The sequence below is a fragment of the Gemella haemolysans ATCC 10379 genome (genome assembly GCF_000173915.1).
Taxonomy (GTDB): Bacteria; Bacillota; Bacilli; order Staphylococcales; family Gemellaceae; genus Gemella; species Gemella haemolysans.
Window position 1 is genome coordinate 228,762 of sequence record NZ_ACDZ02000014.1, and the last position, 17,201, is coordinate 245,962.

Below are 17,201 nucleotides of genomic sequence, written 5' to 3' on the forward strand. Positions count from 1 at the left end.
AATAGATTAGGATATTTAATTACAAGATTGGATTTTATAAATGGATAAGAGAATTGTTAAAATTGAAGAAATAAAAGACAATGAGGTCTTTGTAAGCATATTTTTAGAAGAAATAAAAAAAATACAAGAAATCCCAAAAATGCCGAAATGTGAGTTTTTACATATTGGAGCCACTAGTACTACACAGGTGTTGGGAGAAAAAATTGTAGATATTCTTGTTGTTGTTGAGAATTTACATGAAATAACAACATTTGATGAAAAAAGATTAAACAATATAGGATATCACAGAATTGCTCATAATGGAATAAAAGGGGTAATTAAGTACGCAAGAATAACTGATTATTTAACAATGAGTTACGATGTAGTCCTAAATGTTGTTCAACGTGATACAGAAGTACACAAAGATTTTACAAAAGCTAGAGCAGTTTTTAGTAATGATACGCTAAAAGATGACTATAATTCATTCAAAAATATGAACAAAGAACTTTCATTTAAAGATTATTTAGCACAAAAATTAATATTTATAAATGAAATTTTAAAAAGGATTGAAACTAATGATTAAAATAAAAAATATTAAAGATATTCTTCAAAGCAGTGAAGTATTATATAACGAACCTTTAAGAAATTATAGTTTTACAAAAACAGGTGGTAATGCTGAGATTTTAGTGAAAATAAATAACGAAAAAGATTTACAAAATGTAATAGCATATAGTAATGAAAATAATATTGAATTGACTATACTAGGCAATGGTTCGAATGTATTAATTTCTGATAATGGAATTCAAGGAATAGTAGCTTTAACTAGTGATATGAATGATATAGAGTTACTAGAAGGTGATGTTATTTCTTGTTATGCCGGGTTAACATTAAAAGAACTTACTGATTTTTGTATTGAAAATAGCCTAACTAACCTTGAATTCTCATGTGGAATTCCAGGTAGTGTTGGTGGTGCAATCTTCATGAATGCTGGAGCATACGGTGGTGAAATGAAAGAAGTAGTTCAAAAGGTTGAAGTTTTCACTAAAAACGGTGAAAAGAAAATATATACTAATGAACAAATGGAATTTTCATATAGACACTCTATAATTCAAGAAACTAAGGAAATTATTTCTAAAGTTTATTTTCAAATGAAAAAAGGAAACAAAGAAGAAATTGTCTCTAAAGTAGAAGAATTGAATAAAATGCGTTCTGATAAACAACCTTTAGAATACCCTTCATGTGGTTCTGTATTTAAACGACCAGAAGGATACTTCGCAGGAAAATTAATCCAAGATGCTGGACTACAAGGATTAACTGTTGGTGGAGCGCAAGTTTCAAAAAAACATGCAGGATTTATGGTTAATATAAATTCAGCAACTTGTGAAGACTATAAAAACTTAATTAAAGAAGTTCAGAAAAAAGTTTTAGAAGATTCAGGTGTTGAACTTGAGTGTGAAGTTAAAATATTAGGTGAATAAAAGAAAGTAGTAACTCGAATTTATTTGAGTTACTACTTTTCTTTTTATTTCATATTATCTATAAATTTTTTATATTGTGCTAGATTTTGTTCATTTTTATTATTTGTTTTTGGTGTGTAGAATGTTCTTCCTACTAAGTTATCAGGAAGATATTGCTGCTTAATATACCCTGTCGGATGGCTGTGTGGATATTGATATCCAACTCCACGATTTAGTTTATCAGCACCGTAATAATGTGCATCTCTTAAGTGATCAGGAATTATGAATTTTGGATTTGTTTTAGTTTCGTGCAGTGCATTGTCAATCGCCATATAAGCACTATTAGATTTTAAGGAAAGTGCAAGTTGAATGACAGCATTGGCCAAAGGTATTCTTGCTTCAGGTAGTCCAAGCATCTTCGCACTTTCAATCGCAGCATGAACAAAAGGTCCGATATTCGGATTAGCTAGACCGATATCTTCATAAGCAATAACACTCATTCTTCTATATATAGTGTCTAAATCACCACTATCTATCAGCAGCGCTAAGTAGTACAGTGAAGCATCAACATCACTGCCACGAATAGATTTTTGGAAAGCACTAATAATATCATAAAAAGCATCTCCATCTTTGTCATAAGCTTTAAATTTTCCTAGAGATAAGTTTAATAGTTTATCTTTTGTGATAATTTCACCTTCGTTTGATAAATTATATAAAATTTCAAAAGTATTTAATGAGAATCTTAAATCACCAGAAGAGTTTAGGGCGATTGTTTTAAAAACATCATCTTCTATTTTTAAATCCTTAGGGAATATTTCTTTATTATTTGATATTTTTTTTAGATATTCATAAATATCATCATTTGAAACCTGTTGTAATTCAAAAATAATTAAACGTGACCTAATCGCTGGATTTACAGTATGATAAGGATTGTTTGTTGTGCATCCAATAACGTATATATTATCAAACTCGATTTCAGGGAGTAATATATCTTGCATAGGTTTAGTTAGTCTGTGAAACTCATCGAGTAGTAGAATAACTTTTTTAAATCTTTTTGATTCCTCTATTACAGCAGTTAAATCTTTTTTTGTACAATTTACAGCATTTAGTATTTTAAATTTATAGTCTAGTTCATTAGCTAATGCATTAGCGATTGAAGTTTTTCCAGTTCCAGGGGGACCATATAGAATAAATGAGAACATTTTTTTGCTTTCTACTATTTTAGTAAGAACTTTTCCATCACCAATTAAATGATGTTGACCGATAATATCATCGATTTTACTTGGACGTAATTTATTAATAAGTGTTTCCATGGTTCCTCCTTTAATTTTATTATATACAATTTATTATATCATAAGAATGATTAATGTAGGTAAGAGTTGAATTTAAATCATAGAATATTACAGAGATAATAAAATTTTACATAATTTGAATTTTATGATAAAATATAATAATCACAATTAGGGGATGTTTAGGATTCGACAGGGATGCTAGTCTTCTTGGTGGCATGTAGGAGGGTTGTCTCCTTTAACAACACATCAGTTAAATATAACTGGCGAAAAAACAAATTACGCTTTAGCAGCTTAATAAGCTAAAGGCTGATTACTTTGTTTGACTGTGACAAAGCTAATCGGTTCATTCTTAGCAGTCTACGATTTTTTTCTTCCGTTTGTAGAAAAAAATAAGAGATTAATCAAACTCGTTTTTCATTGCCTGTTTATCGGCTTAAGTGGAGAATTAAATTTAATAGGTAAACTAAACATGTAGAAGCTAAGGGGAGGCATTTTTGGACGCGGGTTCAAATCCCGCCATCTCCATATAGAATTTAAAGAAAGTAAACCTTTTTGGTATTGCTTTCTTTCTTTTTTTATTAGGAGAAGCTAAGTATATAAATGTTTAAATATAATAATATACTTTACAATTTTTGTATGATATAATATATCTATAATCAAAAGGAAGTAAAAAGGATGCTAATTAAATTTTCAGATAGATTTTATTATACAAAACAACGATATATGTATTTAGAGCCAACGCTTGGGTATGTAAAAGGAGAATACTTCTCTGTAATGTTAGATTCAGGAAATGGACCTGCACAAGTTGAAACATTTCTAAAAGAATTAAAAGAAAATGACTTACCAATGCCAAGTTATGTGATATTAACACACCATCACTGGGATCATAGTTTTGGAGCAGCGTATATAGATATTCCTGTAATCGCTACCGATAGAGCTAGAGAATCTTTAATAGAATTATCTCAACTAGAATGGGATGATGAGAGTCTGTATCAAAGAGTTAAGGATGGAACGGAGATAAAATACAGTGCCGATGTTATAAAGAGAGTATATGAAAATCATGAGATAAAAATTAGAATTCCAGATATGCCTAAAATGGCTGATTTCAATTTAAATCTTGGAGGAGTTAAAATTAATTGTATTTACAATGATAACTCACATTCTAATGATGCATTTTTAATTTATATTCCAGAGGAGAAGGTATTGTTTTTAGGTGATAGTCACGCTAAAAATTATTATACAAAACCGATGGCATATAATAAACAAAAGCTTCGTGATTATATAGATAGAATATCAATTCTTGACTTTGAACATGCTGTTCCCGGTCATGGGAATGTTTTCACGAGGGAGGAATTATTAGACTATCTAGAAAAAGAATATACAAAAATGAGGTGATTACATATGAATTTAATGATGTCTCTCGATTGGATTCTTTTAATTACTATGTCATTGGCTTTCTGTCAACAATTATTCTCAAGAAAATTTAATTTATTTGGAATATTGTCAATAGTAAGTTTAGCGACATATATTGCCTTACATTCTTATTCTACAGGATTTAGTATTTTTGTTCTATTGTTATTTATTGGAGGTATATCTCTAATAGGACTAGAGATGTTTATTCCTGGTGGAATAGTTGGAACAGTAGGGATCATTACCGTGATTTATGCAATAATCTACATTAATAAGTCAACATATCATATTGCATTTATTTTAGTTATTTCTTTAATACTTGCAACGATACAATTTTATGTTAATAGAAATGTTTTTCATAAAAGGTTAATGTTATTAGATAGACTTGTTCTTAATGATTCTATCTCAACAGAAGATGGATATGTGGCGAGTGAAAGTAGATTAGAATTAATAGGAAAAAAACTTCAAGCATATACAGATTTACGTCCAGCAGGAGTGGCTGTTTTAGGAAATGAAAAGTTGGATGTAGTAACTGATGGAGATTTTATAGAAAAGGGTAATGAGGTAGAGATTATACGTGTAGAAGGAATGCGTATAGTAGTTAAAAAAATATAAAAATTTTAAGGAGGTAGTATTATGCCAGAATTAATATTCTCAGGTATTATCGTAGTAGTTGTATTGATTGTGCTATCGATATTCTTTACTTTCTTCCCTCTTGGTCTTTGGATTAGTGCCATTGCCGCAGGAGTTAAGGTAAGTATCTTTACACTTGTTGGTATGCGACTAAGACGTGTTATTCCAAGTAGAGTAATTAATCCGATGATTAAAGCACATAAAGCTGGTTTAGCTGTTACTATTAATCAATTGGAAAGTCACTATTTAGCAGGGGGTAATGTTGATAGAGTAATCAATGCTCTTATCGCAGCTCACAGAGCTAACATAGTAAGTTTAACATTTGAACGTTGTGCTGCAATTGATTTAGCGGGACGTGATGTACTTCAAGCAGTTCAAATGAGTGTTAACCCTAAAGTTATTGAAACACCTTATATTGCAGGGGTTGCAATTAACGGTATTGAAGTAAAAGCAAAAGCAAGAATTACTGTTCGTGCAAACATTGAACGCTTAGTGGGGGGAGCTGGAGAAGAAACAGTTATCGCCCGTGTAGGTGAAGGTATCGTTTCAACAATTGGTTCTTCTGAATCACACACAGTTGTTCTAGAAAATCCAGATAGAATTTCTAAAACAATTTTAGATAAGGGATTAGATGCAGGTACTGCATTTGAAATCCTATCAATTGATATTCTAGATGTTGATATCGGTCAAAACATTGGTGCGAACTTACAAACAGAGCAAGCTATCGCAGATAAAAATATTGCTCAAGCAAAAGCTGAACAACGTCGTGCAATGGCGGTTGCAGCTGAACAAGAGATGAAAGCTAGAATTCAAGAAATGCGTGCGAAAGTTGTAGAAGCTGAAGCAGAATTACCATTAGCTATGGCGAAAGCTTTCCAACAAGGTAATCTTGGTATTATGGATTATATGAATTATAAGAATTTAGAAGCTGATACAGGTATGAGAGATTCAATAAAACGTATGTCACAACCTGAAACAGGAGCAGGTAAATAATTAGATAAAAAGGAGGATGTGAAATGTCATTTTTAATTTTCGCAGCACCAATAACATTTATCATAATTTTTGCTATTTTCGTAATGGTTTTTGCTTCTGACAGTAAAAGATACAGAAAAAATTTAGATAATTCCAAACAAATGGAGCTAGATAATGCTCGAGCTCAAGCACTGAAGGCAGTTGAAGAGATGAAAAGAATCAAAGAAGCTGCCAATAAGGATTCTAATGAATTTAGAAATAGACAAAGTTCTTTATCTGATCAACAAGTTTATAAAGAAGATATATATGAACAACAAGTTGATAACTCTACTATGAACAAATATCAACAGTATTATAGTCAGAATTACAACAAAGGTCGTAATAAGTTTTCTATGCAAAGAAACTTTGACCAACCTAGTAATGCCAAAAATAATACAAAAAAATTAGAATTTTCTCAAGAAAATCTTGTTCGTGGATTGATTGCAAATGAGTATCTAAACAGAGACTCTAGGAGGGGAAGATGAGTAGTTTAGTGATTCCTATAATTTTCCTAATAGTTTCACTTATTATTGATAAAGCGAAGAACAATAAAAAAAATAATAAAGAAACTGTTAAGAAAGTTAAACAGAAGAAGAAAGCACCTAAACAAGATTATAAAAAGTATAATCAAAGAGATAATCATATTCCAAAACATGAATCTTCACAGAAACAATTTTTTGAAAGGAAACCACGTGTTATAGTAGATAAGGAAAAAGAAATATTTTCAAATTCTTTAACTTTTGACAAAGAAAGAATTGTGAATGATATAATTTTTTCGGAGATTTTGTCTAAACCAAAAAGTAAAAGATAATAAATAGGAGGTATGAGATGAAAAAATCATTTAACTATATTAGTTATTGTATTTATTCATTTATGCCTCTTTATTTTATTTTACTTATTTATACTTTTGTAAAACAAGATTTAGATGCGCTCTTATTAACTACAATACTGATGATAATATCTATTTTTTCTTTAATAATTCAAAATGGTAGTAAGCCTACAAATATATTTGTTTGTAGTAAAAAAGAAATTACTGGGAAAAGCGGTATTGATTATTATTACTTAATTTTAATGATAATTATTACATTTTTGATTATAAATCAAAAACTTCAATTTTTATGGAAAATAGTTATACTATTAGTTCTATTCTATATGTTATATATGATTTTATTTAAATATAAAAACTATATGTTAACATTATTAGGCTACAAAATGTACATAATTCGTGATAAAATAGTATATAGTAAAAAAAGTCAAGAAGAACTATATAAAATATTAAAAGATAAGAAGAGTTTGCAGATATTAGAAGTATCTAATAATATTTACATAGAGAATGAGAAATATAGTATGACGAATTTTTATTGTAAAGATTTTTAAAAAGATATATTAGTTTATCTTTCAATGAAGAATATTTAAGGAGAATAACCTATGAGAGTTGTTGATATCATAGATAAAAAGAAAAAAATAAAGAACTTACAAAATCTGAAATTGAATTTTTATTAGAAGGATACCTTAAAGGATCGGTACCTGATTATCAGATGAGTTCATTTTTAATGTCTGTATATTTTAATAATATGACAAAAGATGAGCTTACAAATTTCACTTTAACTATGAAAGATTCAGGTGATACAATCTACTTTGATAATCTAGATCATTATCTTGTTGATAAACATTCAACAGGTGGAGTAGGCGATAAGGTTACAGTAGTTCTAGGGCCGATTTTATCAGCCGTAGGAATGGCTACAACAAAGTTATCGGGTAAAGGTTTAGGACACACTGGAGGAACGATTGATAAATTTGAATCAATAAGAAACTTTAAATTTAGTACTACAAAAGAAGAACTAGTAGAAGTAGCTAGTAAAACTGGAGTAGGACTAATGGGTTACAGCGACAATATTGTACCGTTAGATAAAAAAATCTATGCATTACGTGATGTGACTGCAACAGTAGACAGTATACCTTTAATAGCAAGTAGTATTATGAGTAAGAAATTGGCAATTCAATCTGATTTAATTATTTTAGATGTAAAAGTCGGTGACGGTGCTTTCATGAAAACTATTGAAGATGCGAGAGAATTATCTCGTAGAATGGTTGAAATTGGAAATAGTGTAGGTAGAAAAACCATAGCAGTACTGACTAATATGGAAGAACCACTAGGGTATAATATTGGAAATGCTAATGAAATTGTGGAAGGAATAGAAGCCTTAAAAGGAAACTGGTCTGATGATCTTAAAGAAGTAGTTTATGAAATTGTCTATCTAGCGTTAAAACACAAAGGTGAAGTTAAGACATACGAAGAAGCTGCTAAAAAAATAGATGAAGTTATTGCTAATGGGCGTGCTTTAGAGTTATTAAGACAGTTCATTGAATTAAGTGGTGGTGATGGTGAAGTAGTAAATAATTATGAACTGTTACCAACGCCTAAATCAGTTTTAGAGGTATTTTCAGAAGAAGAAGGTTTTGTAACAAAAATCAAAGCAGAAGAAATTGGTAAAGCGGCGATGGTTATTGGTGCTGGTCGAGCTACAAAAGAAGATGAGGTTGATCATGCCGTAGGAATCGAACTTAAGAAAAAAGTCGGAGATAAAGTGGAAAAAGGTGAAATTATTGCTGAAATTTACTTTAACGATGAAAAAAATGTTCAATCTAGTAAAGCTATGGTCATAGATGCCTATGTAATTGGACAAGAAAAAATAGAAAATATTAAAAATATATTAGAAGTTATAGAATAGAGGTAAAAAATGGGACTAAATAAATATATAGATCATACAATATTAAAAGCAACAGCGAGTAGTTCGGATGTACAAAAACTTTGTGAGGAAGCAATTGAACATGAATTTTATAGTGTTTGTGTTAATGGTTGTTATGTTGTAGATGCTAAACAATTTTTACAAGGAACAGATGTTAAAGTTGCCGCTGTAGTAGGATTTCCATTAGGTGCAATGACTACTGCTGCGAAAGTTTTTGAAGCAAAAGAAGCGGTAGAAAACGGAGCAAGCGAAATAGATATGGTTATCAATGTTGCTAAATTGAAAGATGGAGAGTTTGAATATGTTGAAAATGAAATCCGTCAAATAAAAGAGGCTATTGGAGATAATGTATTAAAAGTTATAATTGAAACTTGTTATTTAACTGATGAAGAGAAAGTTAAAGCTTGTGAGTTATCACTAGTAGCAAAAGCTGATTTTGTTAAAACATCAACAGGTTTTGGAACTGGCGGAGCAACGTATGAAGATGTCAAATTAATGAAGTCTGTAGTAGGTGATAATGCAAAAGTTAAAGCAAGTGGCGGAGTTAGAGATAAGGAAACTGCAGAAAAATATGTTGAGCTTGGAGCAGAGAGATTAGGAACAAGTTCAGGAATTGACATTGTAAAATAATAATAAAAAGTAATTTAGAAGATTGTAAAAATATTTTCTGAATTACTTTTTTTCATTTAAGTTTAAAATAATAGTCATAAAAAACGTATAATAGATAAGAAAACATTGTTTTTTATAGCTTATTCTATGCATTTATAGTATAATAAAAGATGGTTTATTATGGCGTGAAACAAGAATCGTTATTATAAATTAATTCACGCAGGAGATTGTGGACTGATAAAAAAGACCACGTAATAAGATTAGAGAAATCGTAAAGGAGATTTTAAATGTTACCAAAGTCATTTGAACAGTATAAATTTAATGAATTTGTAAATAAGGCAGTAGTAGATTTAGGATTCGATAATCCTACAAAAATTCAAGAGAGAGTATTCTCACCAGTATTAAAGGGAAAAAATATAGTTGCAAAATCACAAACGGGAAGTGGGAAAAGTCATTCTTTCTTGCTACCAATTTTTAGTAAATTAGATGTAACTAAGAAAAAAACACAAAGTATAATTTTAGCACCAACAAGAGAATTATCTAGACAATTATATGATATGGCGTTACATATAGCTAGTTTTAGCGAAGAAGATATAAAAATTACACTATGTATCGGTGGGCAAGATTTAAATAGAGATATTGAAAGAGTATCTAATGCTCCACATATTATTATAGGTACACCAACTCGTGTATTAGAATTAGATAAATCAAGTGCCTTAGCTATTAAAGAAGTTGAGAGTCTTGTTATTGATGAATGTGATATGATGATCGACTTAGGATTCATGGAAGATGTTGATAAAATTTCTAAAAGAGCAGCAGAAAATTGTCAATTTTTAGTATTCTCAGCGACTATACCAACACAAATGAATCACTTCTTAAAAAAATATCTAAAAAATGCACAGCATATCGAAGTTGATAATGCAAAATTTGGAAAAATTGAATATATTTTAATCCCAGAGAAAAGTTCATCTCGTTTAGAAAAATTACACGAAATTACTACAGTTATTAATCCATATTTAGCACTTATCTTTGCCAATAAGAAAACTGAAGTTGAAGAAGTAAGTAGCTATCTTATTTCTAAAGGATTAAATGTAGGTGTTCTACACGGAGATTTAACGCCACGTGAACGTAAACAAATGCAAAGAAGAATTAACAACTTAGATTTCACTTATGTTGTAGCAAGTGATTTAATGAGTCGTGGAATTGACATTGAAGGAGTGAGTCATGTAATTAACTTCAATATTCCTAATGATTTAGACTTTTTTATTCATAGAGCAGGACGTACTGGACGTGCAGGATTAAGCGGAGACTGTATTACAATTTACAACAATAAAGATGAAGAAAAATTACAAGATTTAGAAAAACGTGGAATTGAATTTAATCACCAAGATATTAGAAATGGTGAATTCGTTGAAGCTAAAGATAGAAATAAACGTCAAAGTAGAAAGAAAGTCGTAGCTGATCATAACTTAACTGAGAAATTAAAATCAAAAGTAAAAGTTTCTAAAAAAGTTAAACCAGGTTATAAGAAAAAATATAAATATAAAATGGATAAACTTAAACAAAAAGAAAGAAGAAAATTCGCTAAACGTAGCAATAAGGCGAATAGAGGTAAATAATGAAGAACTTGAAAATTGGATCACATGTATCAATGTCTGGAAAAGAAATGATGCTTGGTTCTGTAAAAGAAGCGGCTAGTTACAATAGTGATACATTCATGATTTATACTGGAGCTCCTCAAAATACTAGAAGAAAACCAATAGAAGAATTACATATTGAAGAAGCTCATAAGCTAATGGAAGAAAAAAATATAAGTGATATTGTAGTACATGCCCCTTATATTATTAATTTAGCAAACACTATTAAACCTGATATTTATCAACTTGCAGTTGATTTTCTAAGGCTAGAAATTGAAAGAACTGAAAAAATTGGTGCTAAAAATATCGTTTTACATCCAGGATCACATGTTAAGGCGGGAGCTGATGTAGGTATAGCAAGTATTGTTAAAGGATTAAATGAAGTCCTAACAAAAGATATGAAACCTAATATCGCTCTAGAAGTAATGGCTGGAAAAGGTAGTGAATGTGGAAGAACATTTGATGAAATTGCCCAGATTATTGATGGAGTTACATTAAATGAGAAGTTAACTGTTACCTTTGATACTTGTCACGTTTTTGAAGGTGGATATGATATCGTTAATGATTTAGATGGAGTGCTTACTGAGTTTGATAAGATAGTAGGATTAGATAGAATTCAAGTTCTACATATTAATGACAGTAAAAATACATTAGGTGCACATAAAGATCGTCATGAAAATATCGGATATGGTGGTATTGGATTTGATGCAATTAATAGGATTGTACACTTAGATGAGTTTGCCAATATTCCTAAAATTTTAGAAACACCTTGGTATGGTGAAAAGAAAGATGTTGCACCATATAAAGATGAGATCGAGATGCTAAGAAGTAAGACGTTTGTAGACTTTAAAAAATAGTAAGTACAGGAGGTTACCTATGAAAATATCAGAAGAAAAAGTTGATAAGATAATGAAACTTTTAAAAGAAAAAGGATATAAATATACTGAGAAGAGAAAAGCTATGGTTGAGCTATTAGTAAATGAGGATAGATATATAAATGCAAAATATGTTTCTGAGACTCTTGGTAAGATGTATCCTGGACTAAGTTTTGATACAATCTATAGAAATCTAAGTACTTATGAAGAAATAGGGATTTTAGAAACAACTGAAATAAAAGGTGAAAAATATTTTAAAATCGGATGTTTAGAAACCGATCACCATCATCACCACCATATATGCTTAGGATGTGGAAAAGCTAAGATTATTCATGTACATGTATGTGATAATTTAGAAATTGATGAGTTGAAAGGTTATCAAATTGATGGGCATAAGTTCGAAGTTTATGGTTTATGTCCGGATTGTTTGAAAAAAGAGGATAAGAAATAATGTTTGAAGGTATTTTACCAATCTACAAGGAACGTGGAGTTACAAGTCACGATGTTGTTTTTAAAGTAAGAAAAATTCTTCAAATGAAAAAAATTGGGCACTCGGGTACACTAGATCCTGAAGTCGATGGAGTATTATTACTGTTGCTTGGTGGAGCTACAAAAGTAAGTGATTATGCTATGGATTTAGGGAAAAGCTATAGAGCAGAAGTTTGCCTAGGTCTTAAGACTACAACTGAAGATCTTACAGGTGAAATAGTAGATGATTGTAAAGTTAGTAATATTAACATTGACGAGCTAAAAGAAATTTTATCATCTATGATTGGAGAAATAGAACAGACTCCTCCGATATATTCCGCAATTAAAGTTAATGGTAGAAAACTTTATGAATACGCTAGAAGAGGTCAATTTGATGTAGAAATTCCAACGAGAAAAGTTAATATATACGATATTACTTTTATAGAAAATAGTGAATATTATAAAGATGATAGATTTTACTTTTCAATTGATATAAGTTGTGGGAAAGGAACATATGTTCGAACTATAGCTACAAGTATTGGTGAAAAATTAAATTTACCAAGTACGATGAGTAAGTTAACAAGAACTAGAAGCGGTGAAATAACTTTGGAAAACTGTTTGAAGTTATCAGAAGTTGAGCAAAAAGTTCAAGATGGAAGTTTGGAACAAAGTCTTTTAAGAAAAGAATATGCTCTTGAGGAGTTTCAATTTGTTGAAATACCGAAATTTAGAGCGAAACAAGTAATGAATGGTTTGAGGTTTAGAAAAAATCAATTTCCAGATTACGATTTTACAGATGGAATAGTTTTTACATATGAGAATGAGGCAATTGCAATTTATCATCTAAAAGATAAAGAAGATGAATTATTATCAGTAAAAACGACATTTCCAAAAATAATAGAGTAGGTAGATGAAGATGGAAATATTTAATATTTCAGATATAAGTGAGATTAAGGAAGAAAATAAAAAGAGAGTTGCAGCATTAGGTTTTTTTGATGGTATTCACAAAGCACATCAAAAAATAATAGGGAGTGCTGTAGAGGCTGCAGGAAAGGGATTTAAATCTGCAGTAATTACATTAGATAAGAGTCCAAAGGAATATTTTGGAAAAACTAGTGAGGAATCTCTTACACCAACTAATAAAAAAAATGAACTTCTAACAAGTCTTGGTGTAGATGAGGTATATTATTTAGAATTCAATGAAAAATTACAAAATTTATCAGCTAAAGAATTTATAAATAATATCCTGAAAAAATTAAATGTAGAGAAGGTTTTTTGTGGATTTGATTATAGATTTGGTTACAAAGGATTAGGAACTCCAGATTTAATAAAAGATAGTGGTATAGAAGTAATAGTTCAAGAAAAACAAAAAATAGATGAGGAGAAAATATCTACGACTGTATTAATTGAATTCGTCAGAAAAGGTGAATTTTCAAAATATAAAGCATACACAGGAAGATTTTATTCTATTTCTGGTTTAGTAGTGAAAGGTAGACAACTAGGTAGAACAATTAATTTTCCGACTGCTAATCTTGAATTAGACGATAAATATCTATTACCTGATACAAATGGTGTATATATAACTAAGATTAAAGTTAATAATAATATTTATAAATCAGTTACCAATATTGGTTATAATCCAACGGTATCAGATGAAAAAAATAAAAAATTTATAGAAACACATATTTTAGATTTTGATGAAGATATATATGGAGAAAAAATCGAAATTTACTTCTATGAATTTTTACGAAAAGAACAAAAATTTGAAAGTTTTGATCATTTAAAAGAGCAACTTAAGCTAGATAAAAAAAATTGCGAAGAAAAAGATTACTAAAATGTTGATTATTGTACTGATTTTAAATGTTATCTCTTGAATTATATTAAAAAATGTTGTACAATAACTAATGTTCCTTATTCGTGGTATAGAAACCCTCCAGGTTCTACACTAGGATTAAGGTCGCAAAATAAAATTATATGGAGGAAATTGCAATGGCAGCAATTAGTCAAGAAAGAAAACAAGAAATTATCGCTCAATACCGTACTCACGAATCAGATACTGGTTCTCCAGAAGTACAAATCGCAGTATTAACTGCAGAAATCGATGCTTTAACTGAGCACTTAAACACTCACAAAAAAGATCACGCAGGTCGTCGTGGATTACTTAAAAAAGTTTTCCGTCGTCGTCACTTACTAGACTACTTAATTAAAAAAGATATCCAAAGATACCGTGAATTAATTAAAGCTCTAGGATTAAGAAGATAATTTTTATTAACAATAAAGGAAAGCAATTTGAGAAATCAGTGCTTTCCTTTTTTTATATTTGTAACGAATTATGATGATACGGTAATATTGGAAAACTATTTGTGATTAGTTAGTTGCTGTAATAATTTCTTTACTAAAAAATATTTATAATTCTCTAAAAAAAGTATTGACATAATATAAAATAATTGATATACTATTAAAGTACTTCAGAGAGAGGTTCTTATTAAATATGTCTCAGTAGCTCAGCAGGATAGAGCAACGGCCTTCTAAGCCGTCGGTCAGGGGTTCGAATCCCTTCTGGGACGTCATCCAGAGTAGACTTTTGTCTACTCTTTTTTTTATTATACTTATAAAAAAAAGCGTCTAAACAACGCTCATTTTCACCTGTAGGACTTTTTTTATTTCAGGTATTTTTTCTATTAATGTTTTTTCTATTGCATATTTTAAAGTAATGTGGGATAGTTCACAGTGAGCACATTCACCAAGGAATCTAACTTTTAATATACCATCTTTATAATTAATAAATTCAATGTTCCCGCCATCCATAATAAGTTTGGGGCGTATTTTTTCTAATTCAAATTTAATTTTTTCAACAGTTTCATAATATTCTTTATTCAAAATACAACCACCTTTCTATATGATATTATACTTGTGGCTATAAAAAAAGTCAATAAACTGAGTAAGCGTTATAAGATATAATGAAAACAAAGGGAAAAATCTGTATTAAGAATTAAACTATTTAAGTGAGAAGTTATAAATGTAAAGTATTAATATAGTATTGAATTTGGGATTTTATTTATCTTAAACATGAAAAAGATTATATAAAATTCATTAACATTCGTTGACTACATTTGTAACTATTAAAATATTATTAGATTGATGATTCCAAGTTGAAATTTAGGATTTTATTAGACATATGAAAGTATAGTGATAGAATACTGTTTCATGAAATTTGATGATTTTAAAAAATTCATAAAAATTTCACAAATAATTTTATAAAAAGTAAGCAAGATACTATTATTTTATTAAAAAAACGGTTATAATAATAAATAGAAAATAAAAATAAAGAGGGAAACATTTTATGGCTAATACAGAGAATCAATTAATCTTGATAACAGATGTAGCAGTTGGAAAATTCCAAGAGATGTTATTTGATGCTGATAAAAGAGATAGTTATTTAAAAATTTCTATAGAGTTACAAGGTACTCAAATGCAATATGCAATTGATATCAAGGATGAATTAGAAGCAGGAGATAAAGTACTTAACTTCGGTGATTTAAAAGTTATTGTTAATGAAGAAGATGAGCTTCTGTTAAAAGGTCTTGAAATTGATTATGTTCAAGATGAATTTGGAAGTGAATTTACATTACACAATCCAAATATGATTGAAATATATGATGAAGACGGTGGTTGCTGTGGAAACGGCTGCTGCTGCGGATAAAAATACAAAATAACAGTAAAAAGGAGAAATCAATACTATGAAAAATGTAGTAATTTTAGGTGCTGGATATGCAGGACTAACGACTTTAAAAGGATTAAAAAAAGCTGCTAAAGCTGGAGAGGTAAAAGTTACTTTAGTAAATAAAAACTCTTATCACTATGATACAGTAAACTTACACGAAGTATCAGCAGGGAACATTGCATCAAGAGATATTTGTATCGATATTAAAGATTTAGTATCTCCAGGTGTTGAATTTATTCAAGATGAAGTAATTAAAATTGATACAGAGAAAAAATTAGTATTAACTAAAAAACACGAACTTGATTATGATGTATTAGTAGTTGGATTAGGTTTCCAACCTGAAACATTTGGAATCGAAGGTATGGCTGAAAATGCTATGCCAATCGCTGATATTAACGCTGCAGAAAAAATCTCTGCTACATTAGAAGATAACTTCAGAAAATATGCTACAAGCGAAGAAAAAGATGTTAAAGACATCTCTGTAATCGTTGGTGGTACAGGTCTTGCTGGTATGGAATTCTTAGGAGAATTAGTTCACCGTAAAAAAGAATTATGTTCTAAATATGGAATTGATGAAAAATTAGTTAAAATTTACGGATTAGATGCAGCCCCAACATTATTACCAATGTTCACTAAAGAGTATAGTGATTATGCAAGAAAATTCTTAGAAGATAATGGTATTGAAATTATCTTAGGAGCTGGAATTAAAGGTGCTACTAAAGATAGCTTCACTATTGAAGTTGACGGAGAAAGAAAAGAACTATTTGCATCTACATTAGTATGGACTGCAGGTGTTCGTGGAAACAAACTTATGGACGAAGCATTCCCAGAACTTTCTAAACGTGGACGTCTTGTTACTACACAACAATTAACAGTACCAGGACTTGATGATGTGTATATCGTTGGTGACTGTGCAGCATTCATCGAAACTGGTCAAGAAAGACCATACCCAACAACAGCTCAGATTGCTAACCAAATGGGAGCATACGTTGGAGCTAGAATCAGTGGAAAACAAGTTGGTGACTTCAAATACATTAACCGTGGTGTAGTATGTTCATTAGGACACAAAGATGGTATCGCAGACGTTATGGGTGGTAAAAAAGCTAAAGGTTTTGCAGCTGCGAAACTTAAAAAAATCATTGAAGCTAAAGCAATTTATGAATTAACTGACTTCGTAACTGCACTTAAAAATCAACGTATTCTTTAAGAATAGTATTAATCAAATTTATAAAGAAGACTCTATGAATATGAGTCTTCTTTATTTTTTGAAATGTATTTTGAATAGATGTTAAACATGATGCAATAAATTTGTTATTTATTGAGTTTTCAACCATGTTAGTTTGAAAAAAAGTTATA

Annotated in this window: 19 protein-coding genes, 1 tRNA gene, 1 other RNA gene and 1 pseudogene; 20 read left to right on the top strand and 2 right to left on the bottom strand. The window is 29.8% G+C overall.

The window, feature by feature from the left end:
- Positions 1 to 40 precede the first annotated feature (40 nt).
- Complete coding sequence (locus tag GEMHA0001_RS06720; RefSeq protein ID WP_003145537.1) at positions 41 to 562, top strand: GrpB family protein; 522 nt, start codon at positions 41 to 43, stop codon at positions 560 to 562.
- A complete protein-coding gene (gene murB / locus GEMHA0001_RS06725; RefSeq protein ID WP_003145662.1) occupies positions 555 to 1,457 on the top strand; it encodes a UDP-N-acetylmuramate dehydrogenase in 903 nt (300 codons plus the stop codon). The genes GEMHA0001_RS06720 and murB overlap by 8 nt, the downstream gene beginning before the upstream one ends.
- 44 nt (positions 1,458 to 1,501) lie before the next feature.
- Here murB and GEMHA0001_RS06730 read toward each other — a convergent pair whose 3' ends face one another.
- On the bottom strand, positions 1,502 to 2,749 hold the full coding sequence (locus GEMHA0001_RS06730; protein ID WP_003145422.1) for a replication-associated recombination protein A: 1,248 nt from the start codon (positions 2,747 to 2,749) through the stop codon (positions 1,502 to 1,504).
- Between the two features lie 150 nt (positions 2,750 to 2,899).
- Here GEMHA0001_RS06730 and ssrA point away from each other — a divergent pair.
- The 16 genes and pseudogenes from ssrA to GEMHA0001_RS06805 all read left to right on the top strand — a co-directional run bounded on the left by ssrA (position 2,900) and on the right by GEMHA0001_RS06805 (position 14,688).
- Positions 2,900 to 3,256: a transfer-messenger RNA gene (ssrA, locus tag GEMHA0001_RS08855) on the top strand.
- A gap of 147 nt (positions 3,257 to 3,403) precedes the next feature.
- The gene (locus tag GEMHA0001_RS06735; RefSeq protein ID WP_003145404.1) at positions 3,404 to 4,123 is read left to right on the top strand and encodes an MBL fold metallo-hydrolase; all 720 of its coding nucleotides are present in this window, start codon (positions 3,404 to 3,406) and stop codon (positions 4,121 to 4,123) included.
- Positions 4,124 to 4,129: 6 nt separating this feature from the next.
- Complete coding sequence (locus GEMHA0001_RS06740; protein ID WP_003145218.1) at positions 4,130 to 4,753, top strand: NfeD family protein; 624 nt, start codon at positions 4,130 to 4,132, stop codon at positions 4,751 to 4,753.
- A 21-nt stretch (positions 4,754 to 4,774) separates the two neighbouring features.
- The gene (floA, locus tag GEMHA0001_RS06745; protein WP_003145096.1) at positions 4,775 to 5,764 is read left to right on the top strand and encodes a flotillin-like protein FloA; all 990 of its coding nucleotides are present in this window, start codon (positions 4,775 to 4,777) and stop codon (positions 5,762 to 5,764) included.
- 23 nt (positions 5,765 to 5,787) lie between these two features.
- On the top strand, positions 5,788 to 6,267 hold the full coding sequence (locus GEMHA0001_RS06750; protein ID WP_003144986.1) for a crotonobetainyl-CoA--carnitine CoA-transferase: 480 nt from the start codon (positions 5,788 to 5,790) through the stop codon (positions 6,265 to 6,267).
- Complete coding sequence (locus tag GEMHA0001_RS06755) at positions 6,264 to 6,593, top strand: hypothetical protein (RefSeq protein ID WP_003144888.1); 330 nt, start codon at positions 6,264 to 6,266, stop codon at positions 6,591 to 6,593. Before GEMHA0001_RS06750 ends, GEMHA0001_RS06755 begins: the two co-directional genes overlap by 4 nt.
- Positions 6,594 to 6,610: 17 nt before the next feature.
- Positions 6,611 to 7,159 carry a hypothetical protein gene (locus GEMHA0001_RS06760; RefSeq protein WP_003145436.1) on the top strand — a complete coding sequence of 183 codons (549 nt, stop codon included), beginning with the start codon at positions 6,611 to 6,613 and terminating at the stop codon, positions 7,157 to 7,159.
- Between the two features lie 51 nt (positions 7,160 to 7,210).
- Positions 7,211 to 8,514: pseudogene (locus GEMHA0001_RS06765) on the top strand (thymidine phosphorylase).
- Positions 8,515 to 8,523: 9 nt separating this feature from the next.
- The gene (deoC, locus tag GEMHA0001_RS06770) at positions 8,524 to 9,162 is read left to right on the top strand and encodes a deoxyribose-phosphate aldolase (protein ID WP_003145376.1); all 639 of its coding nucleotides are present in this window, start codon (positions 8,524 to 8,526) and stop codon (positions 9,160 to 9,162) included.
- Positions 9,163 to 9,428: 266 nt separating this feature from the next.
- On the top strand, positions 9,429 to 10,760 hold the full coding sequence (locus GEMHA0001_RS06775) for a DEAD/DEAH box helicase (protein ID WP_003145284.1): 1,332 nt from the start codon (positions 9,429 to 9,431) through the stop codon (positions 10,758 to 10,760).
- Positions 10,760 to 11,635, top strand: coding sequence for a deoxyribonuclease IV (locus GEMHA0001_RS06780; RefSeq protein WP_003144978.1), 876 nt, complete (start codon positions 10,760 to 10,762; stop codon positions 11,633 to 11,635). The genes GEMHA0001_RS06775 and GEMHA0001_RS06780 overlap by 1 nt, the downstream gene beginning before the upstream one ends.
- Before the next feature lie 19 nt (positions 11,636 to 11,654).
- A complete protein-coding gene (locus GEMHA0001_RS06785) occupies positions 11,655 to 12,104 on the top strand; it encodes a Fur family transcriptional regulator (RefSeq protein ID WP_003144956.1) in 450 nt (149 codons plus the stop codon).
- Complete coding sequence (gene truB, locus GEMHA0001_RS06790) at positions 12,104 to 13,027, top strand: tRNA pseudouridine(55) synthase TruB (RefSeq protein ID WP_003145155.1); 924 nt, start codon at positions 12,104 to 12,106, stop codon at positions 13,025 to 13,027. The genes GEMHA0001_RS06785 and truB overlap by 1 nt, the downstream gene beginning before the upstream one ends.
- Before the next feature lie 10 nt (positions 13,028 to 13,037).
- Positions 13,038 to 13,955: a bifunctional riboflavin kinase/FAD synthetase gene (locus GEMHA0001_RS06795; protein WP_003144897.1), complete on the top strand. Its 918-nt coding sequence runs from the start codon at positions 13,038 to 13,040 to the stop codon at positions 13,953 to 13,955.
- 155 nt (positions 13,956 to 14,110) lie between these two features.
- Positions 14,111 to 14,383: a 30S ribosomal protein S15 gene (gene rpsO / locus GEMHA0001_RS06800; RefSeq protein WP_003144987.1), complete on the top strand. Its 273-nt coding sequence runs from the start codon at positions 14,111 to 14,113 to the stop codon at positions 14,381 to 14,383.
- 231 nt (positions 14,384 to 14,614) lie between these two features.
- Positions 14,615 to 14,688 (top strand) — tRNA-Arg (locus GEMHA0001_RS06805).
- 58 nt (positions 14,689 to 14,746) lie between these two features.
- On the opposite strand, the gene GEMHA0001_RS06810 is transcribed toward GEMHA0001_RS06805, so the two are convergent.
- Complete coding sequence (locus GEMHA0001_RS06810) at positions 14,747 to 15,001, bottom strand: NifU family protein (RefSeq protein ID WP_003145574.1); 255 nt, start codon at positions 14,999 to 15,001, stop codon at positions 14,747 to 14,749.
- A gap of 463 nt (positions 15,002 to 15,464) precedes the next feature.
- On the opposite strand from GEMHA0001_RS06810, the gene GEMHA0001_RS06815 reads away from it, so the two are divergent.
- Complete coding sequence (locus tag GEMHA0001_RS06815; RefSeq protein ID WP_003145654.1) at positions 15,465 to 15,824, top strand: HesB/IscA family protein; 360 nt, start codon at positions 15,465 to 15,467, stop codon at positions 15,822 to 15,824.
- Between the two features lie 37 nt (positions 15,825 to 15,861).
- Positions 15,862 to 17,052: an NAD(P)/FAD-dependent oxidoreductase gene (locus GEMHA0001_RS06820; protein WP_003145158.1), complete on the top strand. Its 1,191-nt coding sequence runs from the start codon at positions 15,862 to 15,864 to the stop codon at positions 17,050 to 17,052.
- The last annotated feature ends 149 nt before the right edge of the window (positions 17,053 to 17,201 follow it).

Bases quoted from the DNA above. Each gene is read 5' to 3' on its own strand.
- GEMHA0001_RS06720 (WP_003145537.1), top strand. From the start codon at position 41: ATGGATAAGAGAATTGTTAAAATTGAAGAAATAAAAGACAATGAGGTC.
- murB (WP_003145662.1), top strand. From the start codon at position 555: ATGATTAAAATAAAAAATATTAAAGATATTCTTCAAAGCAGTGAAGTA.
- GEMHA0001_RS06730 (WP_003145422.1), bottom strand. From the start codon at position 2,749: ATGGAAACACTTATTAATAAATTACGTCCAAGTAAAATCGATGATATT.
- GEMHA0001_RS06735 (WP_003145404.1), top strand. From the start codon at position 3,404: ATGCTAATTAAATTTTCAGATAGATTTTATTATACAAAACAACGATAT.
- GEMHA0001_RS06740 (WP_003145218.1), top strand. From the start codon at position 4,130: ATGAATTTAATGATGTCTCTCGATTGGATTCTTTTAATTACTATGTCA.
- floA (WP_003145096.1), top strand. From the start codon at position 4,775: ATGCCAGAATTAATATTCTCAGGTATTATCGTAGTAGTTGTATTGATT.
- GEMHA0001_RS06750 (WP_003144986.1), top strand. From the start codon at position 5,788: ATGTCATTTTTAATTTTCGCAGCACCAATAACATTTATCATAATTTTT.
- GEMHA0001_RS06755 (WP_003144888.1), top strand. From the start codon at position 6,264: ATGAGTAGTTTAGTGATTCCTATAATTTTCCTAATAGTTTCACTTATT.
- GEMHA0001_RS06760 (WP_003145436.1), top strand. From the start codon at position 6,611: ATGAAAAAATCATTTAACTATATTAGTTATTGTATTTATTCATTTATG.
- deoC (WP_003145376.1), top strand. From the start codon at position 8,524: ATGGGACTAAATAAATATATAGATCATACAATATTAAAAGCAACAGCG.
- GEMHA0001_RS06775 (WP_003145284.1), top strand. From the start codon at position 9,429: ATGTTACCAAAGTCATTTGAACAGTATAAATTTAATGAATTTGTAAAT.
- GEMHA0001_RS06780 (WP_003144978.1), top strand. From the start codon at position 10,760: ATGAAGAACTTGAAAATTGGATCACATGTATCAATGTCTGGAAAAGAA.
- GEMHA0001_RS06785 (WP_003144956.1), top strand. From the start codon at position 11,655: ATGAAAATATCAGAAGAAAAAGTTGATAAGATAATGAAACTTTTAAAA.
- truB (WP_003145155.1), top strand. From the start codon at position 12,104: ATGTTTGAAGGTATTTTACCAATCTACAAGGAACGTGGAGTTACAAGT.
- GEMHA0001_RS06795 (WP_003144897.1), top strand. From the start codon at position 13,038: ATGGAAATATTTAATATTTCAGATATAAGTGAGATTAAGGAAGAAAAT.
- rpsO (WP_003144987.1), top strand. From the start codon at position 14,111: ATGGCAGCAATTAGTCAAGAAAGAAAACAAGAAATTATCGCTCAATAC.
- GEMHA0001_RS06815 (WP_003145654.1), top strand. From the start codon at position 15,465: ATGGCTAATACAGAGAATCAATTAATCTTGATAACAGATGTAGCAGTT.
- GEMHA0001_RS06820 (WP_003145158.1), top strand. From the start codon at position 15,862: ATGAAAAATGTAGTAATTTTAGGTGCTGGATATGCAGGACTAACGACT.